A 16,789-nucleotide genomic window follows, 5' to 3' on the forward strand; every position below is an offset into this window, starting at 1 on the left:
CCCGAACGAAGGACGCGAATCTTAGGTCATCCACGGATCAATGACAAGGGTGTGATGGAAGTTTTTTAACAATTCACCTTTGAGGCGCGCCCAGCACCGCCGGTAGCGGAATCGCGGCGGCCATTGCCGCATAACCTGCATCGCTGGGATGGATGTGATCGCCGCTGTCGAATGGACGCTGGAGGCGCGTCGGCTCTGCAGGATCTCGCAGCGCGGCATCGAAATCTACGACGCCGTCGAACGCCCTGCCCGTCCGAATCCATTGATTGACCGCCGAACGGATTGCCTCGCGCTGCGGCGGCAAATCCGCCGGCGTTAATGTGGCCCCGAAAATGCGCATGCCGCGCGCGTGCGCCGCCGCAATGACCTGCTTGTAGCCTGCAATCAGACTCTCCGATGTAACGGCCGTATGCGGAAAGTCGCAATCGAGTCCAGCGCGCGCCGGCATCGCAGCAAAGTTGATGTCGTTGATGCCGATCAGGAGGATCACGGTCTTCACGCCTGGCTTGGCCAGCACATCGCGGCCGAAGCGCGACGCGAGCGCGTCTCCATAACAAGGCGAGTCGCTCAGCAGCCGGTTTCCGCTGATCCCAAGATTGACGACCGCCGTCGTCGTGTCGCCGCTCTGAACCAGCCGGCGCGCTAACGCGTCAGGCCAGCGACGATTCTGATTCAGGCTCGAGCGCATCCCGTCCGTGATCGAATCGCCGATTGCTGCGACCGTCGCCGACGAAGGCGCCTCCACCTGTAACCCCGTCACCCATGCGAACTGGGTAAATCGCTGGCGATAAGCGTCGGCTGACGCATCGGCCGCATGGTTGCCGGGCATCGACACATAGTTGACCTGATTCGAAACCCGATGCCACGCGACGATCCGTTGTTCACGCCCCATATAACTGCTGACGGCATACGCTACGCCGGCCGAGATGCCGATCCGCACGGGATCGCTATCGATCTCCCCGCCGGCAGGCACGCTCACCGCCGCTTTTCCGCCGAACATCACCCGCGCGTCCGTACCGCTCTGCACGGCCGCGCCGGCCCCGACACCCGAGCGCGCAATCCGCAGATCCTCGATCACGAGCGGCGTCTTTCCATACGCGTTGCTGATGTGGACGCGCGCAACGTCGCCCGACAGCGTCGGATAGACGATCTGCCGAACCGTGCCTCCTGCGACGTCGGGCGTCCGGTACAGCGCGGGCGGATTGGACATTTGCGGAATCGGCTGGAGCGCCGTAGCCCAGACCGTGACCCATGGCGTCTGCGCGCCGGCCGCGAAGACTGGCGCCGAGGCGAACACAAGCGAAGAAACAACGGCGCCGCAGAGAACCGCGAGAGGACGAGTGATCATTTCGACTGATTATTGGAAAACGGGTTGAGGACGCAAGCCGCCCATTGTGCACGATCGCATAGTGCAAACCCCTACCAATTCATCTCGAAAAATTGATTAACCGACCGGACGGTTGGTTTATACTGCCGAACACATACCACTAGGACGAGAGCGTTCGACATGTACACGCAATCCCTCGACATTCCTGGCAACGTCGCGCCGCTCGACGCGGCCAACGGCTCTTCCGAACAGGCGCGCTTCGATGAAGTGATGGCCGCCGACGGCAAGATCGAGCCACAAGACTGGATGCCCGACGCGTACCGCAAGACGCTGATTCGCCAGATTTCGCAGCACGCGCATTCTGAAATTGTCGGCATGCTGCCGGAAGGCAACTGGATCACGCGCGCGCCGAGCCTCAAGCGCAAGGCGATCCTGCTGGCCAAGGTGCAGGACGAAGGCGGGCACGGCCTCTATCTATATAGCGCAGCCGAGACGCTCGGCGTGTCGCGCGACGAGATGATCGACGCGCTGCATTCAGGCAAGGCGAAATACTCGAGCATCTTCAATTACCCGACGCCGACCTGGGCGGACGTCGGCGTGATCGGCTGGCTGGTCGACGGCGCGGCGATCATGAACCAGATTCCGCTGTGCCGCTGCACGTACGGCCCGTACGCGCGCGCCATGATCCGCATCTGCAAGGAAGAGTCGTTCCATCAGCGCCAGGGTTTCGACGCGCTGCTCGCGATGATGAAGGGCACCGACGCCCAGCGCGAACTCGTTCAGCAGGCGGTCAACCGCTGGTGGTGGCCCGTTCTGATGATGTTCGGTCCGAGTGACAAGGATTCCGTCCACAGCAATCAGTCGGCGAAGTGGGGCATCAAGCGCATCACGAACGACGACCTGCGCCAGAAATTCGTCGACGCGACCGTCGAGCAGGCCAAGGTGCTGGGCGTCACGCTGCCCGATCCGAAGTTGAAGTGGAACGATGAACGCGGCCACTACGATTACAGCGATCTCGACTGGGAAGAATTCTGGCGCGTCGTCAACGGCGACGGCCCGTGCAACCGGGAACGCCTCGCCACGCGCGTGAAGGCGCATGACGACGGCGCCTGGGTCCGCGAAGCCGCCCTCGCCCATGCCGAAAAACAGCGCCAGCGCGCGCAGCAACACGCCGCCTGAGCGGCGCCCCCGAATCTGGAAGGACAGGAAGGAGATAGCGATGAACAAGGAATGGCCGATCTGGGAAGTCTTCGTGCGCAGCAAGCAGGGACTCGACCACAAGCATTGCGGCAGCCTGCACGCGGCCGACGCCGCGATGGCGCTGCGCATGGCGCGCGACGTCTACACACGCCGCCAGGAAGGCGTGAGCATCTGGGTGGTGCCGTCGTCGGCGATCACAGCATCGGCGCCTGACGAAAAGGCCGAACTGTTCGAACCGGCTGGCGACAAGATCTATCGTCATCCGACGTTCTACCAGCTCCCCGACGAAGTCAACCACATGTAAGCGCGCGTCATGAATATCACGCCCCAACACCTCGCCTACGTACTGCGCCTCGCCGATACGGCGCTGATCCTCGGTCAGCGCAACGCGGAATGGTGCGGCCACGGCCCGATTCTCGAAGAAGACATCGCGCTGTCGAACATGAGCCTCGACCTGATCGGTCAGGCGCGTCTGCTGTATACGCACGCCGCCGAACTGGAAAAGACGCTCACCGGCAAGACCCGCACGGAAGACGACTTCGCGTTCTTCCGCGCCGAGCGCGAGTTCGCGAACTACACGCTCGTCGAGCTGCCGCATGTCGGTCCGCTCGCGGGCACGGCGCACGCGGACAAGGACTACGCGGTCACGATCGTGCGTAACTTCCTGTACTCGACGCTGATGCTGCACGTCTGGTCCGCGCTGACGGGTTCGTCGGACGAGCAACTGGCCGCGATCGCTGCGAAGTCGATCAAGGAAACGCAGTATCACGTGCATCACTCGCGCGAATGGCTCGTGCGTTTCGGCGATGGCACGGACGAATCGCATCGCCGCGCGCAGGCTGCCCTGGATTATCTGATGCCATACACGCGCGAGTTCTTCAGCGCCGACACGACGGAAGACGCAATTGCCGCCGCCGGCATCGGCCCGAAAACGGCCGAACTGGAAGCGGTGTGGCTCGAAGATGTGCGGGGCGCGCTCGACGACGCGACGCTCACGCTGCCGGAGCCCGTCAAGCACATCACGACGGGGAAGCACGGCGAGCACTCGGAGCACATGGGCTTCCTGCTCGCGGAAATGCAAAGCCTCGCGCGCCAGCATCCGGGCGCAAGCTGGTAATCCAAAGGTGAGTGAGACGATGACTTCGACCGCCCAAACAGCAGCCATTGCAACGGACCGCGCGCTCGGCGAGGCGTGGGCCGTGCTCGAAGCGGTGCCCGATCCGGAAATCCCCGTCGTGTCGATCCGCGAACTGGGCATTCTGCGCGACGTGCGCCGCGCCGCCGATGGCGCGCTCGAAGTCGTCACCACGCCGACTTACTCGGGCTGCCCGGCGATGTCGCAGATCGCGGAAGACATCGGCCATGCGCTCGACGCCGCCGGTCTCGCGCCGTACCGCGTGCAAACCGTGCTCGCGCCCGCGTGGACGACCGACTGGATCACCGATGATGCCCGCGAAAAACTGCACGCCTACGGCATCGCGCCGCCGACGGGCAACTGCGGCAGCGCCGGGCCCACCGGCAATGCAGGCGCGGGCGCGCAACAGAAAGTGATCCGCTTCGTTCCGCGTTCGCTGCCGGGGCCCGCCTGCCCGCGCTGCGGCTCGAAGCACACCGAACGCCTCGCGCAATTCGGCTCGACGGCATGCAAGGCGCTGTATCGCTGCGTCGACTGCCGCGAACCCTTCGACTATTTCAAACCCTACTGATATGGCCACTCCGCAATTTCATCCGCTGCGCATCCGGGAAGTGCGGCCTGAAACCGCCGACGCGGTCTCCGTCGCCTTCGAAATCCCCGTCGAACTGCGCGAGCAGTATCGCTTCACGCAGGGCCAGTTCGTCACGCTGAAAACACACATCGACGGCGAAGAGACGCGCCGCTCGTATTCGATCTGCGTCGGCGTCACCGATTACGACCGCGACGGCGAACTGCGCATCGGCATCAAGCGCGTGCGCGGCGGCCGCTTCTCGAACTTCGCATTCGACACGCTGCAACCCGGCCACACGATCGACGTGATGACGCCCGACGGCCGCTTCTTCACGCACCTGAACGCAGACCACGGCAAGCAGTACGTCGCGTTCTCGGGCGGCTCGGGCATCACGCCCGTGCTCGCGATCATCAAGACGACGCTGGAGATCGAGCCACGCAGCACGTTCACGCTGATCTACGGCAACCGCAGCATCGACCAGATCATGTTCGCCGAGGAACTCGAAGATCTGAAGAACCGGTTCATGAACCGCTTCGTGCTGTACCACGTGCTGTCAGATGACATCCAGGACGTCGAGCTGTTCAATGGCGTGCTCGATCAGCAGAAGTGCGCGTCGTTTCTCGAAACACTGGTGCCGCCTGGCGCGATCGACGAAGCATTCATCTGCGGTCCCGCGCCGATGATGGACGCCGCCGAAGCCGCCTTGAAGGCCGCGGGTATTCCACAGGAAAAGGTGCACGTCGAGCGTTTCGGGACGCCGTTGCCTCAGGCTGGCGTACCCGCCGCCGAAATCACCGACGACACGCCGACAGCCGACCTCGAAATCGTCCTCGACGGCAAGAAGCGCAAGCTGCGTCTGCCGTATCAGGGCTTGAGCGTGCTCGATGTGGGCTTGCGAGCCGGACTGGCGCTGCCGTATGCGTGCAAGGGCGGCGTCTGCTGCACCTGCCGCGCGAAGGTGCTGGAAGGCGAAGTGAAGATGGAAAAGAACTACACGCTGGAGGAACAGGAGATCCGCGACGGCTTCGTGCTCACCTGTCAGTGCCATCCCGTCAGCGACAAGATCGTGGTCAGCTACGACGAACGCTGACCGTTACGCGAAGCGCGGCGCGGCCGCGCCTGCCGTGCACGCGCCGCGCATGGTGTGCGCACGCCAGTCGCTTTCGGCACATCCGCGATCCGCTTACACTAGGGGCCGCTCGTCACAGGAAAGTCCTTTCCTCGACGAGCGGCCTTTTCCGTTGTCCGGGCAAAGCACACGCCTGAACTGAAATCGAGCGGCGATCGAACCGCCCCGTCAATCACGATGAGCACGATTCACATTACCAACGGCGACGTTGCCGCCGAGTCCCTGCGTCAAGCGCTCAGCCACGCGGGCCGCGCCGACGCCGTGCTCGCATTGCGCGACGACCTGGCCGTCGGTCCGTTGCGCGACATCGACGAAGCGCCTCATCTGCGCGCCGACTTCTGGCGACGCGTCACCGGCGACATCACACGCAATTTCGCGGCCGAATTCGACGCGCAGGCGAGCGAACTGGAAGCGGTGGTCGGCGCGACAACGCACGTCGTCGTATGGCATGGCCAAAGCTGCGCCGATCAGTTGACGCTGCGCCGCGTATGTTTCCATCTGCGCGAGATGCCGCAACGGCTGAACGAAGCGCGTGTCTGCATCGACGATCTGACGGGCGACCGCGCCGCGCACCGCCGCGCCGACCGGGCAACGTCCGTCGGCATGTTCGCTCCGGCCGTGCTGCAACAGCGGCTCGCTACGGCCGCGCCGATTTCGGTGCTGCGCATCGGGCGTCTCGCGCTCGAATGGCAGGAGGTGAAGCAGGCCAACGCCGAACTGCGCCGATGGCACGACAACACGTTTTCGAGCGGCACGTTCGCCGAACTGGACGCGTCGATCCTCGAACACGCCGCCGATGGCTGGCAATCCGCCGGGCGCGTCGCCGCTGCCGTGATGACGGCGAACAACGGCTTGCTGGTCAGCGACGTCATCGTGCTCTGGCGTCTACGCGAGCTCGCCGCTGACGGCCAGCTGCAACTACGCGGCGATCCGACCGTCTGGCGATCGCTCGAAATGAATGTCGTGCGCGACTCCTTTTCTCCTGCTTGAGACAAACCAGAACAATTATGGCCCGTACACGAGCCCCAGATCACGAGAGCCAGCGCGACCAGATTCTCGAACTGGCCGCTGCGAAATTCGCTCAAACAAGCTATCCGAGCACGTCGATGGCCGACCTCGCCGCAGCGAGCGGCACATCGAAAGCGCGCCTCTACCACTACTACGAGAGCAAGGAAGCGATTCTCTTCGATCTGCTCGACCGCTACACAAAGCGGCTGATGCTGATCATTGCCGAGGTCGAGGGCGCGAGCCAGCGGCGCGGACTCACCGAACGCGATGCGTTCGCCGAACTGATCCGCGCCTTCCTCTCCGAATACGAGACGTCGCACAGCCGGCACGTCGCGCTGCTGAACGACGTCAAATATCTGGTCGAAGCGCAGCGCGAAATCATCCTGAACCGTCAGCGGGACGTAGTCGCCGCGTTCGCGCGGCAACTGGCGCGCGCCTATCCCGAGCGTGTCAACCGCGAAAACCAGACCGCGCTCACGATGATGGTGTTCGGGATGATCAACTGGACTTTCACCTGGCTGAAGCCGGGCGGCCGGATGGGCTACCAGGAGTTCGCCGAGCAGGTCGTCGAGATGGTGGACCACGGGCTGCTCAAGTCGAAGGCCGCAGGCGCGGATCGCAACTGACGCACGGCCGTTGCGTTCACGAAGACAGCGGCTTCAGCACTTCCGATGCGCGCGCCTGCCAAGACGCGCGCACCCATTGGCATTGAAAAAATGATGTCGCGACGCAGCAATATACGTGCCCTCGTTGCGGCAAGGCGACGCATCGCTGCCGCACCTTCATTCTATGAATTATCCTTAAATATCAATAAGTTATAAAAATAAGCAATGCAATTTTAGACCGCGCACTCGATTTCCTTCCGGGTTTTCCCTAGGTCGACTCCGGGTTTTCCATTAGAATGCTTATTGCGGCGCGTCATGCCGCCTAGCTAAAGGAGAACCCACCGTGAATAAGCAAACTGTCCGCGCCACCGAGCCGATCGTCGTCGATCGCTTGATGACCGTCGCCGGCCGCGCGCCTGTTCTGGTCCGGGAGCTCGGCGAGAAAGACCGCAAGCGCCTGCTCGCCCACTTCCTCGAACTGGGCGAAGAAGATCGCCTGCTGCGCTTCGGCCAGATCACGCCGGACCACGTGATCGAGAACTATGTCCGCACGCTGGATTTCGGCCGCGACACCGTGTTCGGCGTGTTCGACTGCCATCTGCGACTGGTCGGCGTCGGCCATCTGGCCTATCTGCCCGCCGAGGGCGACACACGCACTGCTGAATTCGGCGTGTCGGTGTCGGAAAGCGTGCGCGGTCAAGGCATCGGCACGAAGCTCTTCGAGCGCGCCGCCATCCGCAGCCGCAACACGCGCGTGACGACGCTGTACATCCACTGTCTGTCGCGCAATACGACGATGATGCACATCGCCAAGAAAGCCGGCATGAAGATCGAATACGCATACGGCGAAGCGGACGCATATCTGACGCTCGCGCCCGCCGACCAGAACAGCATCATCGCGGAAATGCTGCAGGAACAGGCAGCCGTCTTCGACTACGTGCTCAAGCGCCAGGCGCGCAGCACCTCGAAGCTCATCGAATCGTTCATTCCGACCGCGATTGCCGCGTAGGCGTCGAGAACCGGGAAATCCCAAAGGGCGGCTCTTCAACGAGCCGCCCTTCTTGTTTTCGCGCGCCGTCCCTCACAGCGGCAACGAAGTGGTCTCCTTGAACTTCTCCAGCGAGAAGCTCGACTTTACGTCGATCACCGACGGATGCCGCAGCAACTGGTCCTGCACGAATCGCGAGAAATGCGCCATATCGCGGACCTGCACGCGCAGCAGATAGTCCATGTCGCCCGTCATCGCATGGCAGGCGACCACTTCCGGCCAACCCTGCACCGCCGCCCGAAACAGTTCCGAATGCGTCGCGCCCGCGCGCCCCGGCGTGCCGTCGGCGCGCGCGCTGAGCGCGGGACCGCCGCGCTTTTCCAGCCGCACGTTGACGTAGGCGAGCAGATCCAGCCCCAGCATCTGCGCATCCAGGAGCGCAACATATCCACGAATCACGCCGATTTCCTCCAGCCTGCGAATGCGGCGCAGACACGGACTCGGCGACAGATTCACCCGATCCGCGATCTCCTGGTTCGACAGCCGTCCATTCTCCTGAAGAATCGCGAGAATTCGCCGGTCGATTGCATCTATCTCAATTTGAGCCATCTTCTGCTATCCCAAGCCGGCAAAGAGCCAGAAAGTAGCGTCAGCGTAGTGAACGACGCTTAAATTCGCAAGCATTCTTCGGGCATCGGCAACTACACTGTTCTTCATCGAATCGCGCGACGCGCATCGGAAATCCGCATTTGAGGAGACAGATATGAAGGTTCCCACCTGGGAAAATCCCGTCGGCACCGACGGTTTCGAATTCATCGAGTACACCGCGCCCGACCCCGTCGCGCTCGGCAAGCTGTTCGAGCGCATGGGCTTCACGGCGATCGCGAAGCATCGTCACAAGGACGTGACGCTGTACCGCCAGGGCGACATCAACTTCATCGTCAACGCCGAGCCGGATTCTTTCGCGCAGCGCTTTGCGCGCCTGCATGGCCCGTCGATCTGCGCGATTGCGTTCCGCGTGCAGGATGCCGCCAAGGCCTACAAGCGCGCGCTGGATCTGGGCGCATGGGGCTTCGACAACAAGACGGGCCCGATGGAGCTGAACATCCCCGCGATCAAGGGCATCGGCGACTCGCTGATCTATTTCGTCGACCGCTGGCGCGGCAAGAACGGCGCGGCGCCGCACAGCATCGGCGACATCAGCATCTACGATGTCGACTTCGAGCCGATTCCGGGCGCCGATCCGAACGCGACCGGCCATGGCCTCACCTATATCGATCACCTGACGCACAACGTGCATCGCGGACGCATGCAGGAGTGGGCCGAGTTCTACGAGCGCCTGTTCAATTTCCGCGAAGTGCGCTACTTCGACATCGAAGGCAAGGTGACGGGCGTGAAGTCGAAGGCGATGACGTCGCCGTGCGGCAAGATCCGCATTCCGATCAACGAGGAAGGCTCGGAGACGGCTGGCCAGATCCAGGAATATCTCGACGCGTACCACGGCGAAGGCATTCAGCACATCGCGCTCGGCACGAGCGATATCTACAGGACGGTCGACGGCCTGCGCGCGTCGAACATCTCGCTGCTCGATACCATCGACACATACTACGAGCTCGTCGACCGCCGCGTGCCGAACCACGGCGAGCCGCTGGACGAACTGCGCAAGCGCAAGATCCTGATTGACGGCGCGCACGACGACCTGCTGCTGCAAATCTTCACCGAGAATCAGATCGGACCGATCTTCTTCGAGATCATCCAGCGCAAGGGCAACCAGGGTTTCGGCGAGGGTAACTTCAAGGCGCTGTTCGAATCGATCGAGCTGGATCAGATTCGTCGCGGGGTCGTGCAGGACAAGGCGTAACGCACGTTCTGGCGGCTCACGCCGGACAAAGAAAAAGGCGAGGAATCGTACGATCCTCGCCTTTTTCATTTTGGGATTTAAGAGTCGGTGCCCCTCGGTCCGCCGACTCCCGCTGTTCGTTCAGACGCGGGCGGCCCAGCCGGCCGCTCGCCATCGCGCGTCAGCCACGCTGCTCCGTGTCGTCGTCGGATGAGCGCTGCCGGTTCACGGCGACCGTTGCCGCAGCCACCGGCGCGGTGCGCGTGATGGCATTCACCAGCGAACTGGCGCTGCTCGAGTGCACGGGCGCGCTCATCGCGAAGAATGCTGCCGAGACCATCAGGAAGGTCTGGATGTGTTTCGTGTTCATGCGTACTCCTTTTTCGACTCCTGCACAGCGAAGCTCCGCGGCATGCGGAACGTTGCGATTCATGCAGGTGGGGAGTTTAGACCGGCATTTCAAGCCCCGTTCCTGTCGTTTCAAGCTTTTACACGCTGTTACAGCGGCACACCAAAAAGATTCCGCCACGTCACACGCGCGACATTTTCCTGCGTGAGCCATCCCGCACTGTGGTGTTTTCAACGATTAGCGGCGGGTTTTTACCAGTGCTACCATCGCAAAAAAGCCGTCAATATGGCGACCCCGGCCAGAGCATTCACAAGATGCCGAGGCCCTGAAGGTTTTGGCGATCCCAAACTGGGTTGGAGGAGTACACATAATGAATGCCCCGCTAGACGCTGGTCAGCGAGCCTCGCTCGAAGCCGCGTTGACTTCCGTCACGCTCGACGACAAATACACGCTCGAACGCGGCCGCGCGTACATGAGCGGCATTCAGGCGCTGGTGCGTCTGCCGATGCTGCAACAGGAGCGCGACAAGGCCGCCGGACTCAATACCGCCGGCTTCATCTCGGGCTATCGCGGATCACCGCTCGGCGGCCTCGACCAGGCGCTGTGGAAGGCGAAGAAGCACCTCGCCGGGCATCAAGTGGTCTTTCAGCCCGGCGTCAACGAAGACCTCGCCGCGACAGCCGTGTGGGGCTCGCAGCAGGTCAACCTCTATCCCAGCGCCAAACACGACGGCGTGTTCTCGATGTGGTACGGCAAGGGCCCCGGCGTCGATCGCTCGGGCGACGTGTTCAAGCACGGCAACTCGGCCGGCTCGTCGCGTCACGGCGGTGTTCTCGTACTCGCCGGCGACGATCACGCCGCCAAATCATCGACGCTCGCGCACCAGTCGGAACACCTGTTCAAGGCATGTGGCCTGCCCGTGCTGTTTCCGTCAAACGTGCAGGAATATCTCGACTTCGGCCTGCACGGCTGGGCGATGAGCCGCTACTCCGGCCTGTGGGTCGCGATGAAGTGCGTGACCGACGTGGTCGAGTCGTCGGCTTCCGTCGATATCGATCCGCACCGCACGCAAATCATTCTGCCGTCCGACTTCGAAATGCCCGAAGGCGGTCTCAACATTCGCTGGCCCGATCCGCCGCTCGTGCAGGAAGCGCGTCTGCTCGACTACAAGTGGTACGCCGGGCTCGCCTACGTGCGCGCGAACAAGCTCGACCGGATCGAGATCGATTCGCCGCATGCGCGCTTTGGCATCATCACGGGCGGCAAGGCGTATCTCGACGTGCGCCAGGCGCTGACCGATCTCGGCCTCGACGACGAGACCTGCTCGCGCATCGGCATTCGCCTGTACAAGGTCGGCTGCGTGTGGCCGCTCGAAGCGCAAGGCGCGCAGGCGTTCGCGCGCGGACTGCAAGAGATTCTGGTCGTCGAAGAGAAGCGCCAGATTCTCGAATACGCGATCAAGGAAGAGCTGTACAACTGGCCGGATGCGCAGCGTCCGCGCGTGTTCGGCAAGTTCGACGAGAAGGACGGCGCAGGCGGCGAATGGTCGGTGCCGATGGGCAACTGGCTGCTGCCCGCGCACTACGAACTGTCGCCCGCGCTGATTGCAAAGGCGATCGCGACGCGTCTCGACAAGTTCGATCTGCCGTCCGACGTGCGTGCGCGTATCGCGGCGCGCATCGCCGTGATCGAAGCGAAGGAAAAGGCGTTGGCGCGTCCGCGCGTCGAAGCCGAACGCAAGCCGTGGTTCTGCTCGGGCTGCCCGCACAATACGTCGACGAACGTGCCCGAAGGCTCGCGCGCGATGGCGGGCATCGGCTGCCACTACATGACCGTGTGGATGGACCGCAGCACGAGCACGTTCAGCCAGATGGGCGGCGAAGGCGTCGCGTGGGTCGGCCAGGCGCCGTTCACGAACGACAAACATGTGTTCGCCAATCTCGGCGACGGCACGTACTTCCACTCGGGCCTGCTTGCGATTCGCGCGGCGATCGCGTCGAAGGCCAACATCACGTACAAGATTCTGTATAACGACGCTGTCGCGATGACGGGCGGCCAGCCCGTCGACGGCACGCTGACCGTGCCGCAGATCACGCATCAACTCGCAGCGGAAGGCGCGAAAAAGATCGTGATCGTCACCGACGAGCCCGAGAAGTACAGCGCGAATGTCGGCCTCGCGCCGGGTATCGCGATACACCATCGCGACCTGCTCGACGACGTGCAGCGCGAGTTGCGCGAGATCGAAGGCACGACGATCCTGATCTACGACCAGACCTGCGCGACCGAGAAGCGCCGCCGCCGCAAGCGCGGTGCGTATCCCGATCCGGCGAAGCGCGTCGTGATCAACGAAGCCGTGTGCGAAGGCTGCGGCGATTGCTCGGTGCAGTCGAACTGCCTGTCGGTCGAGCCGCTCGAAACCGAGTACGGCACGAAACGGCAGATCAACCAGTCGACCTGCAACAAGGACTTCTCGTGTCTGAAGGGCTTTTGCCCGAGCTTCGTGACCGTCGAAGGCGGACAGCTGCGCAAGCCGAAGGCGTCGGGTGCGTCAGGTGCATCGGGCGACACGATGCCGCCCGTTCCCGACCCCGAGATTCCCGCGATCGGCAAGCCGTACGGCGTGCTGGTGACGGGCGTCGGCGGCACGGGTGTCGTGACGATCGGCGCGCTGCTCGGCATGGCCGCGCACCTCGAAAGCAAAGGCGTGACGGTGCTCGATGTGACGGGTCTCGCGCAGAAAGGCGGCGCCGTGATGAGCCACGTGCAGATCGCGAACCAGCCCGCCGACATCCACGCGACACGCATCGCGATGGGCGAAGCGAATCTGGTGATCGGTTGCGATTCGATCGTGACAGCGGGCGACGAATGCGTGTCGCGGATGCAGAACGGCCGCACGCACGTCGTGCTGAACAGCGCGCCGACGCCGACGGCCGAGTTCATCAAGAACCCGAACTGGCGCTTCCCTGGCGCGAGCGCCGACACGGACGTGCGCGCGGCTGCCGGTGACGAGAACGTCGCGGCTGTCGATGCGAACCATTTCGCGGTCGCGCTGCTCGGCGACGCGATCTACACGAATCCGTTCGTGCTCGGCTACGCGTGGCAGAAAGGCTGGCTGCCGCTCACGCACGAGTCGCTGATGCGCGCGATCGAACTGAACGCGGTGCAGGTCGAGAAGAACCGTGCGGCATTCGAATGGGGCCGCCGCGCGGCGCACGATCTCGACGCCGTGCGCAAGCTCGCGCGGCCGCAGAACCGCGTCGACGACGACAATACGTCGAATGTCGCGAAGATCATTTCGCTGCATACGCCGAAGGCGCTTGATACGCTGATCGACAAGCGCGCGCAGTATCTGGCCGCTTATCAAAACGACGCTTACGCGGCGCGTTATCGCAAGCTGGTCGACGAAGTGCGGGCCGCTGAAACGAAGCTCGAAGCCGCCGACGGCCAGATGCCGTTGACAGAAGCGGTCGCGAAGAATCTGCACAAGCTGATGGCGTACAAGGACGAATACGAAGTGGCGCGCCTGTATTCGGACCCGGCGTTCGTCGAGAAGCTGAAGGCGAATTTCGAAGGCGACTGGAAGTTGAAATTCCATCTCGCACCGCCGTCGACGGCGAAGAAGGACGCACACGGACATCTGGTGAAAAAGCAGTACGGTCCGTGGATGCTCAACGCAATGCACGTGCTCGCAAAGCTGAAGTTCCTGCGCGGCACGGCGCTCGACGTGTTCGGCAAGACGGAAGAGCGCCGCGCCGAACGTGCGTTGATCGTCGAGTATGAAACGCTGGTGCGTGAGCTGATCGGCGGATTGACGGCTGACAAGCGCGCACTGGCCGTCGAGCTCGCCAATCTGCCGGACGGCATTCGCGGCTACGGCCACGTGAAGGAGAACAATCTGAAGGGCGTGCGCGCGAAGTGGGCTGCGTTGCTCGCGAAGTGGCGCTCGCCGACGGGCGGCGTCGAGCAGCAGCACGTCGCATAACGCAGAAGTCTTCCGGGCAGGCCGGTGACGCAATACCGGCAGCAACAAAAAGGGCACCTCGCGGTGCCCTTTTTTCATCTAGCGATCATCCAGCGGGAAGCGCTCAGTTCGCGGCTTGCCGCTCCGCATTGACATTCGCCGAAGCGATCGCCGTCATGTTGATGATCCGGCGCACGGTCGCGGCCGGCGTCAGGATGTGCACCGGCTTCGACGCGCCCAGCAGGAACGGACCAACCGTCACGCCTTCGCCGCCGATCATCTTCAGCAGGTTGTATGTGATGTTCGCCGCTTCGACGTTCGGCATGATCAGCAGGTTCGCTTCGCCCGTGAGCGTCGTGCCCGGGAAGGCCGCCTTGCGCACCGCTTCCGACAGCGCCGCGTCGCCGTGCATTTCGCCGTCCACTTCGAGATGCGGCGCGCGTTCGGCGATCAGCTTGCGCGCCGCCGACATGCGAGCCGACGTCGCCGACGGAACGCTGCCGAAGTTCGAATTCGACAGCAGCGCGACCTTCGGCACGATGCCGAACTTCTCGATTTCGCGCGCGGCGAGAATCGTCATGTCGGCGAGCTGTTCGGCCGTCGGCACCTCGTTCACGTAGGTGTCGCTGATGAAGAGGTTGCGGCCCGGCAGCATCAGCAGGTTCATCGCGGCGAAGTTGTCGACGTGCCTGGCCTTGCCCAGCACCTGCTCGACGTATTTCAGATGCTCGTGATACGTGTCGATCAGGCCGCAGATCATGCCGTCCGCATCGCCGAGATGCACGAGAATCGCGCCGATCAGCGTATTGAACTTGCGCATCGCGGCCTTCGCGACTTCCGGCGTGACGCCTTCGCGCGCGCCGATTTCGTGATACGCCTGCCAGCTCTTGTGGTAACGGGGATCGTCTTCCGGATTGACGATCTCGAAGTCTTCGCCGCACTTGAGCTTCGAGCCGATCTTCTTCAGACGCATCTCGATCACGCCGGGGCGACCCACCAGGATCGGCTTCGCGATCTTTTCGAGCAGCACGAATTGCGCAGCGCGCAGCACGCGCTCGTCTTCGCCTTCCGCGAACACGATGCGCGCCGGCTGCGCCTTCGCAGCGGCAAACACGGGCCGCATCACCATGCCCGAGCGGTAGACCGTCGCGCCCAGTTGCTCGCGATAGGCGTCCATGTCCTGAATCGGACGCGTGGCGACGCCCGAGTCCATCGCAGCCTGCGCAACGGCGGGCGCAATCTTGATGATCAGACGCGGATCGAAAGGCTTCGGAATCAGGTAGTCGGGGCCGAATTCCAGCGAATGGCCTTCGTAGGCCTTCGCGACTTCATCGCCCTGATCGGATTCTTCCGCGAGTTCGGCGATCGCGCGCACGCACGCGAGCTTCATATCTTCCGTGATCGTCGTCGCGCCGACGTCCAGCGCGCCACGGAAGATGAACGGGAAACACAGCACGTTGTTGACCTGGTTCGGATAGTCCGACCGGCCCGTCGCGATGATGCAGTCCGGGCGCACCTTCTTCGCTTCTTCCGGGCGGATTTCCGGCTCCGGGTTCGCGAGCGCGAGGATCAGCGGCTGCGTGCCCATCTCCTTGACCATTTCCGGCTTCAGCACGCCGGCGCTCGAGCACCCGAGGAACACGTCGGCGCCCTTGATCGCGTCGGCGAGCGTGCGCGCGTCGGTATGCGTCGCGTAGCGCTCCTTCGACGGGTCCAGATTGCCGCGGCCTTCGTAGATCACGCCCTTCGAGTCGACGACGAGCACGTTCTTCTTCGACAGGCCCAGGTTCACGAGCAGATCCAGACACGCGATGGCCGCCGCACCCGCGCCCGAGCACACGAGCTTCACTTCTTCGAGCTTCTTGCCGACCACCTTGAGGCCGTTGAGAATCGCCGCCGATGCGATGATCGCCGTGCCGTGCTGGTCGTCGTGGAAAACGGGAATCTTCATGCGCTCGCGCAGCTTCTTCTCGATGTAGAAGCATTCGGGCGCCTTGATGTCTTCGAGGTTGATGCCGCCGAGCGTCGGCTCCAGCATCGCGATCGCTTCGACGAGCTTGTCGGGATCGGATTCGCTCAGCTCGATATCGAACACGTCGATGCCGGCGAACTTCTTGAACAGACAGCCCTTGCCTTCCATCACGGGCTTCGCGGCGAGCGGTCCGATGTTGCCGAGGCCCAGCACTGCCGTGCCGTTCGTGACCACGCCGACGAGGTTGCCACGCGACGTGTACTTCTGTGCGTCGAGCGGCTCGTCGTGGATGGCCATGCACGCGGCTGCAACGCCCGGCGAGTACGCGAGCGACAGATCCAGCTGGTTCGAAAGCGGCTTGGTCGGCGTGACCGAAATCTTGCCGGGCTTCGGATTCTGGTGATACGCGAGAGCGCTTTGCTTCAGTTGTTCGTCCATTTTCTAACCTGCGAGACGTTAATAATTGGGTCCGGCTCGATACATCGCTACGTCACGTGCTGCGCTGGCCGTCGCCGGGTCGGTGCCCGACGGCGGCGTTTCTCGCGTGCGCCCGTTGGGCGCGGCGTCAAACCTCAGCGGAAAGCAGGCGGCGCTGAGCTTTTTCGGGTCGGTTAGTGTACACCCCGGATGAGTCAGTTCGGGCCAGGTTTTGTACCGGACGGATAAGCCGGAGCCGCGCCAGCTCGTGCTGCGGCGCGACATGG

Annotated in this window: 14 protein-coding genes; 10 read left to right on the forward strand and 4 right to left on the reverse strand. The window is 63.2% G+C overall.

Features of this window, described 5'->3' with window-relative positions; all coding sequences use genetic code 11:
* Positions 1-73: 73 nt before the first annotated feature.
* Positions 74-1,348: an SGNH/GDSL hydrolase family protein gene (locus BMW76_RS28215; protein WP_090871241.1), complete on the reverse strand. Its 1,275-nt coding sequence runs from the start codon at positions 1,346-1,348 to the stop codon at positions 74-76.
* 159 nt (positions 1,349-1,507) lie between these two features.
* On the opposite strand from BMW76_RS28215, the gene paaA reads away from it, so the two are divergent.
* The 8 genes from paaA (at position 1,508) to BMW76_RS28255 (ending at position 7,984) form a co-directional block, all read left to right on the forward strand.
* Positions 1,508-2,506, forward strand: coding sequence for a 1,2-phenylacetyl-CoA epoxidase subunit PaaA (gene paaA, locus BMW76_RS28220; RefSeq protein WP_090871243.1), 999 nt, complete (start codon positions 1,508-1,510; stop codon positions 2,504-2,506).
* 40 nt (positions 2,507-2,546) lie between these two features.
* Positions 2,547-2,831, forward strand: coding sequence for a 1,2-phenylacetyl-CoA epoxidase subunit PaaB (paaB, locus tag BMW76_RS28225; RefSeq protein WP_090871245.1), 285 nt, complete (start codon positions 2,547-2,549; stop codon positions 2,829-2,831).
* A 9-nt stretch (positions 2,832-2,840) separates the two neighbouring features.
* A complete protein-coding gene (gene paaC / locus BMW76_RS28230) occupies positions 2,841-3,644 on the forward strand; it encodes a 1,2-phenylacetyl-CoA epoxidase subunit PaaC (protein WP_090871247.1) in 804 nt (267 codons plus the stop codon).
* Positions 3,645-3,663: 19 nt separating this feature from the next.
* Positions 3,664-4,233, forward strand: a complete 570-nt coding sequence (gene paaD, locus BMW76_RS28235; RefSeq protein WP_090871249.1) for a 1,2-phenylacetyl-CoA epoxidase subunit PaaD — start codon at positions 3,664-3,666, stop codon at positions 4,231-4,233.
* 1 nt (position 4,234) lies between these two features.
* Positions 4,235-5,323: a 1,2-phenylacetyl-CoA epoxidase subunit PaaE gene (paaE, locus tag BMW76_RS28240; RefSeq protein ID WP_090871251.1), complete on the forward strand. Its 1,089-nt coding sequence runs from the start codon at positions 4,235-4,237 to the stop codon at positions 5,321-5,323.
* A gap of 216 nt (positions 5,324-5,539) precedes the next feature.
* Positions 5,540-6,352 (forward strand): DUF1835 domain-containing protein, encoded by an 813-nt coding sequence (locus BMW76_RS28245; RefSeq protein ID WP_090871253.1) that lies wholly within the window; start codon positions 5,540-5,542, stop codon positions 6,350-6,352.
* A 17-nt stretch (positions 6,353-6,369) separates the two neighbouring features.
* Positions 6,370-6,996: a TetR/AcrR family transcriptional regulator gene (locus BMW76_RS28250; RefSeq protein ID WP_090871255.1), complete on the forward strand. Its 627-nt coding sequence runs from the start codon at positions 6,370-6,372 to the stop codon at positions 6,994-6,996.
* A gap of 322 nt (positions 6,997-7,318) precedes the next feature.
* Positions 7,319-7,984, forward strand: coding sequence for a GNAT family N-acetyltransferase (locus BMW76_RS28255; RefSeq protein ID WP_090871257.1), 666 nt, complete (start codon positions 7,319-7,321; stop codon positions 7,982-7,984).
* Positions 7,985-8,056: 72 nt separating this feature from the next.
* Here BMW76_RS28255 and BMW76_RS28260 read toward each other — a convergent pair whose 3' ends face one another.
* Entirely contained in the window at positions 8,057-8,572 is a 516-nt protein-coding gene (locus BMW76_RS28260) for an Lrp/AsnC family transcriptional regulator (protein ID WP_090871259.1), read from the reverse strand.
* Between the two features lie 154 nt (positions 8,573-8,726).
* On the opposite strand from BMW76_RS28260, the gene hppD reads away from it, so the two are divergent.
* Positions 8,727-9,824: a 4-hydroxyphenylpyruvate dioxygenase gene (hppD, locus tag BMW76_RS28265; protein WP_090871261.1), complete on the forward strand. Its 1,098-nt coding sequence runs from the start codon at positions 8,727-8,729 to the stop codon at positions 9,822-9,824.
* A 160-nt stretch (positions 9,825-9,984) separates the two neighbouring features.
* On the opposite strand, the gene BMW76_RS28270 is transcribed toward hppD, so the two are convergent.
* Positions 9,985-10,173, reverse strand: coding sequence for a hypothetical protein (locus BMW76_RS28270; RefSeq protein ID WP_090871407.1), 189 nt, complete (start codon positions 10,171-10,173; stop codon positions 9,985-9,987).
* A 349-nt stretch (positions 10,174-10,522) separates the two neighbouring features.
* Here BMW76_RS28270 and BMW76_RS28275 point away from each other — a divergent pair, with 349 nt between their 5' ends.
* Positions 10,523-14,134, forward strand: coding sequence for an indolepyruvate ferredoxin oxidoreductase family protein (locus BMW76_RS28275; RefSeq protein WP_090871264.1), 3,612 nt, complete (start codon positions 10,523-10,525; stop codon positions 14,132-14,134).
* A gap of 103 nt (positions 14,135-14,237) precedes the next feature.
* Here BMW76_RS28275 and BMW76_RS28280 read toward each other — a convergent pair whose 3' ends face one another.
* Entirely contained in the window at positions 14,238-16,523 is a 2,286-nt protein-coding gene (locus tag BMW76_RS28280; RefSeq protein WP_090871266.1) for an NADP-dependent malic enzyme, read from the reverse strand.
* Between the last annotated feature and the right edge of the window lie 266 nt (positions 16,524-16,789).

It is taken from the genome of Paraburkholderia diazotrophica (assembly GCF_900108945.1).
Taxonomy (GTDB): domain Bacteria; phylum Pseudomonadota; class Gammaproteobacteria; order Burkholderiales; family Burkholderiaceae; genus Paraburkholderia; species Paraburkholderia diazotrophica.

Bases quoted from the DNA above. Each gene is read 5' to 3' on its own strand.
- paaE (WP_090871251.1), top strand. From the start codon at position 4,235: ATGGCCACTCCGCAATTTCATCCGCTGCGCATCCGGGAAGTGCGGCCT.
- hppD (WP_090871261.1), top strand. From the start codon at position 8,727: ATGAAGGTTCCCACCTGGGAAAATCCCGTCGGCACCGACGGTTTCGAA.
- BMW76_RS28245 (WP_090871253.1), top strand. From the start codon at position 5,540: ATGAGCACGATTCACATTACCAACGGCGACGTTGCCGCCGAGTCCCTG.
- BMW76_RS28275 (WP_090871264.1), top strand. From the start codon at position 10,523: ATGAATGCCCCGCTAGACGCTGGTCAGCGAGCCTCGCTCGAAGCCGCG.
- BMW76_RS28250 (WP_090871255.1), top strand. From the start codon at position 6,370: ATGGCCCGTACACGAGCCCCAGATCACGAGAGCCAGCGCGACCAGATT.
- BMW76_RS28215 (WP_090871241.1), bottom strand. From the start codon at position 1,348: ATGATCACTCGTCCTCTCGCGGTTCTCTGCGGCGCCGTTGTTTCTTCG.
- paaB (WP_090871245.1), top strand. From the start codon at position 2,547: ATGAACAAGGAATGGCCGATCTGGGAAGTCTTCGTGCGCAGCAAGCAG.
- paaC (WP_090871247.1), top strand. From the start codon at position 2,841: ATGAATATCACGCCCCAACACCTCGCCTACGTACTGCGCCTCGCCGAT.
- BMW76_RS28270 (WP_090871407.1), bottom strand. From the start codon at position 10,173: ATGAACACGAAACACATCCAGACCTTCCTGATGGTCTCGGCAGCATTC.
- paaA (WP_090871243.1), top strand. From the start codon at position 1,508: ATGTACACGCAATCCCTCGACATTCCTGGCAACGTCGCGCCGCTCGAC.
- paaD (WP_090871249.1), top strand. From the start codon at position 3,664: ATGACTTCGACCGCCCAAACAGCAGCCATTGCAACGGACCGCGCGCTC.
- BMW76_RS28280 (WP_090871266.1), bottom strand. From the start codon at position 16,523: ATGGACGAACAACTGAAGCAAAGCGCTCTCGCGTATCACCAGAATCCG.
- BMW76_RS28260 (WP_090871259.1), bottom strand. From the start codon at position 8,572: ATGGCTCAAATTGAGATAGATGCAATCGACCGGCGAATTCTCGCGATT.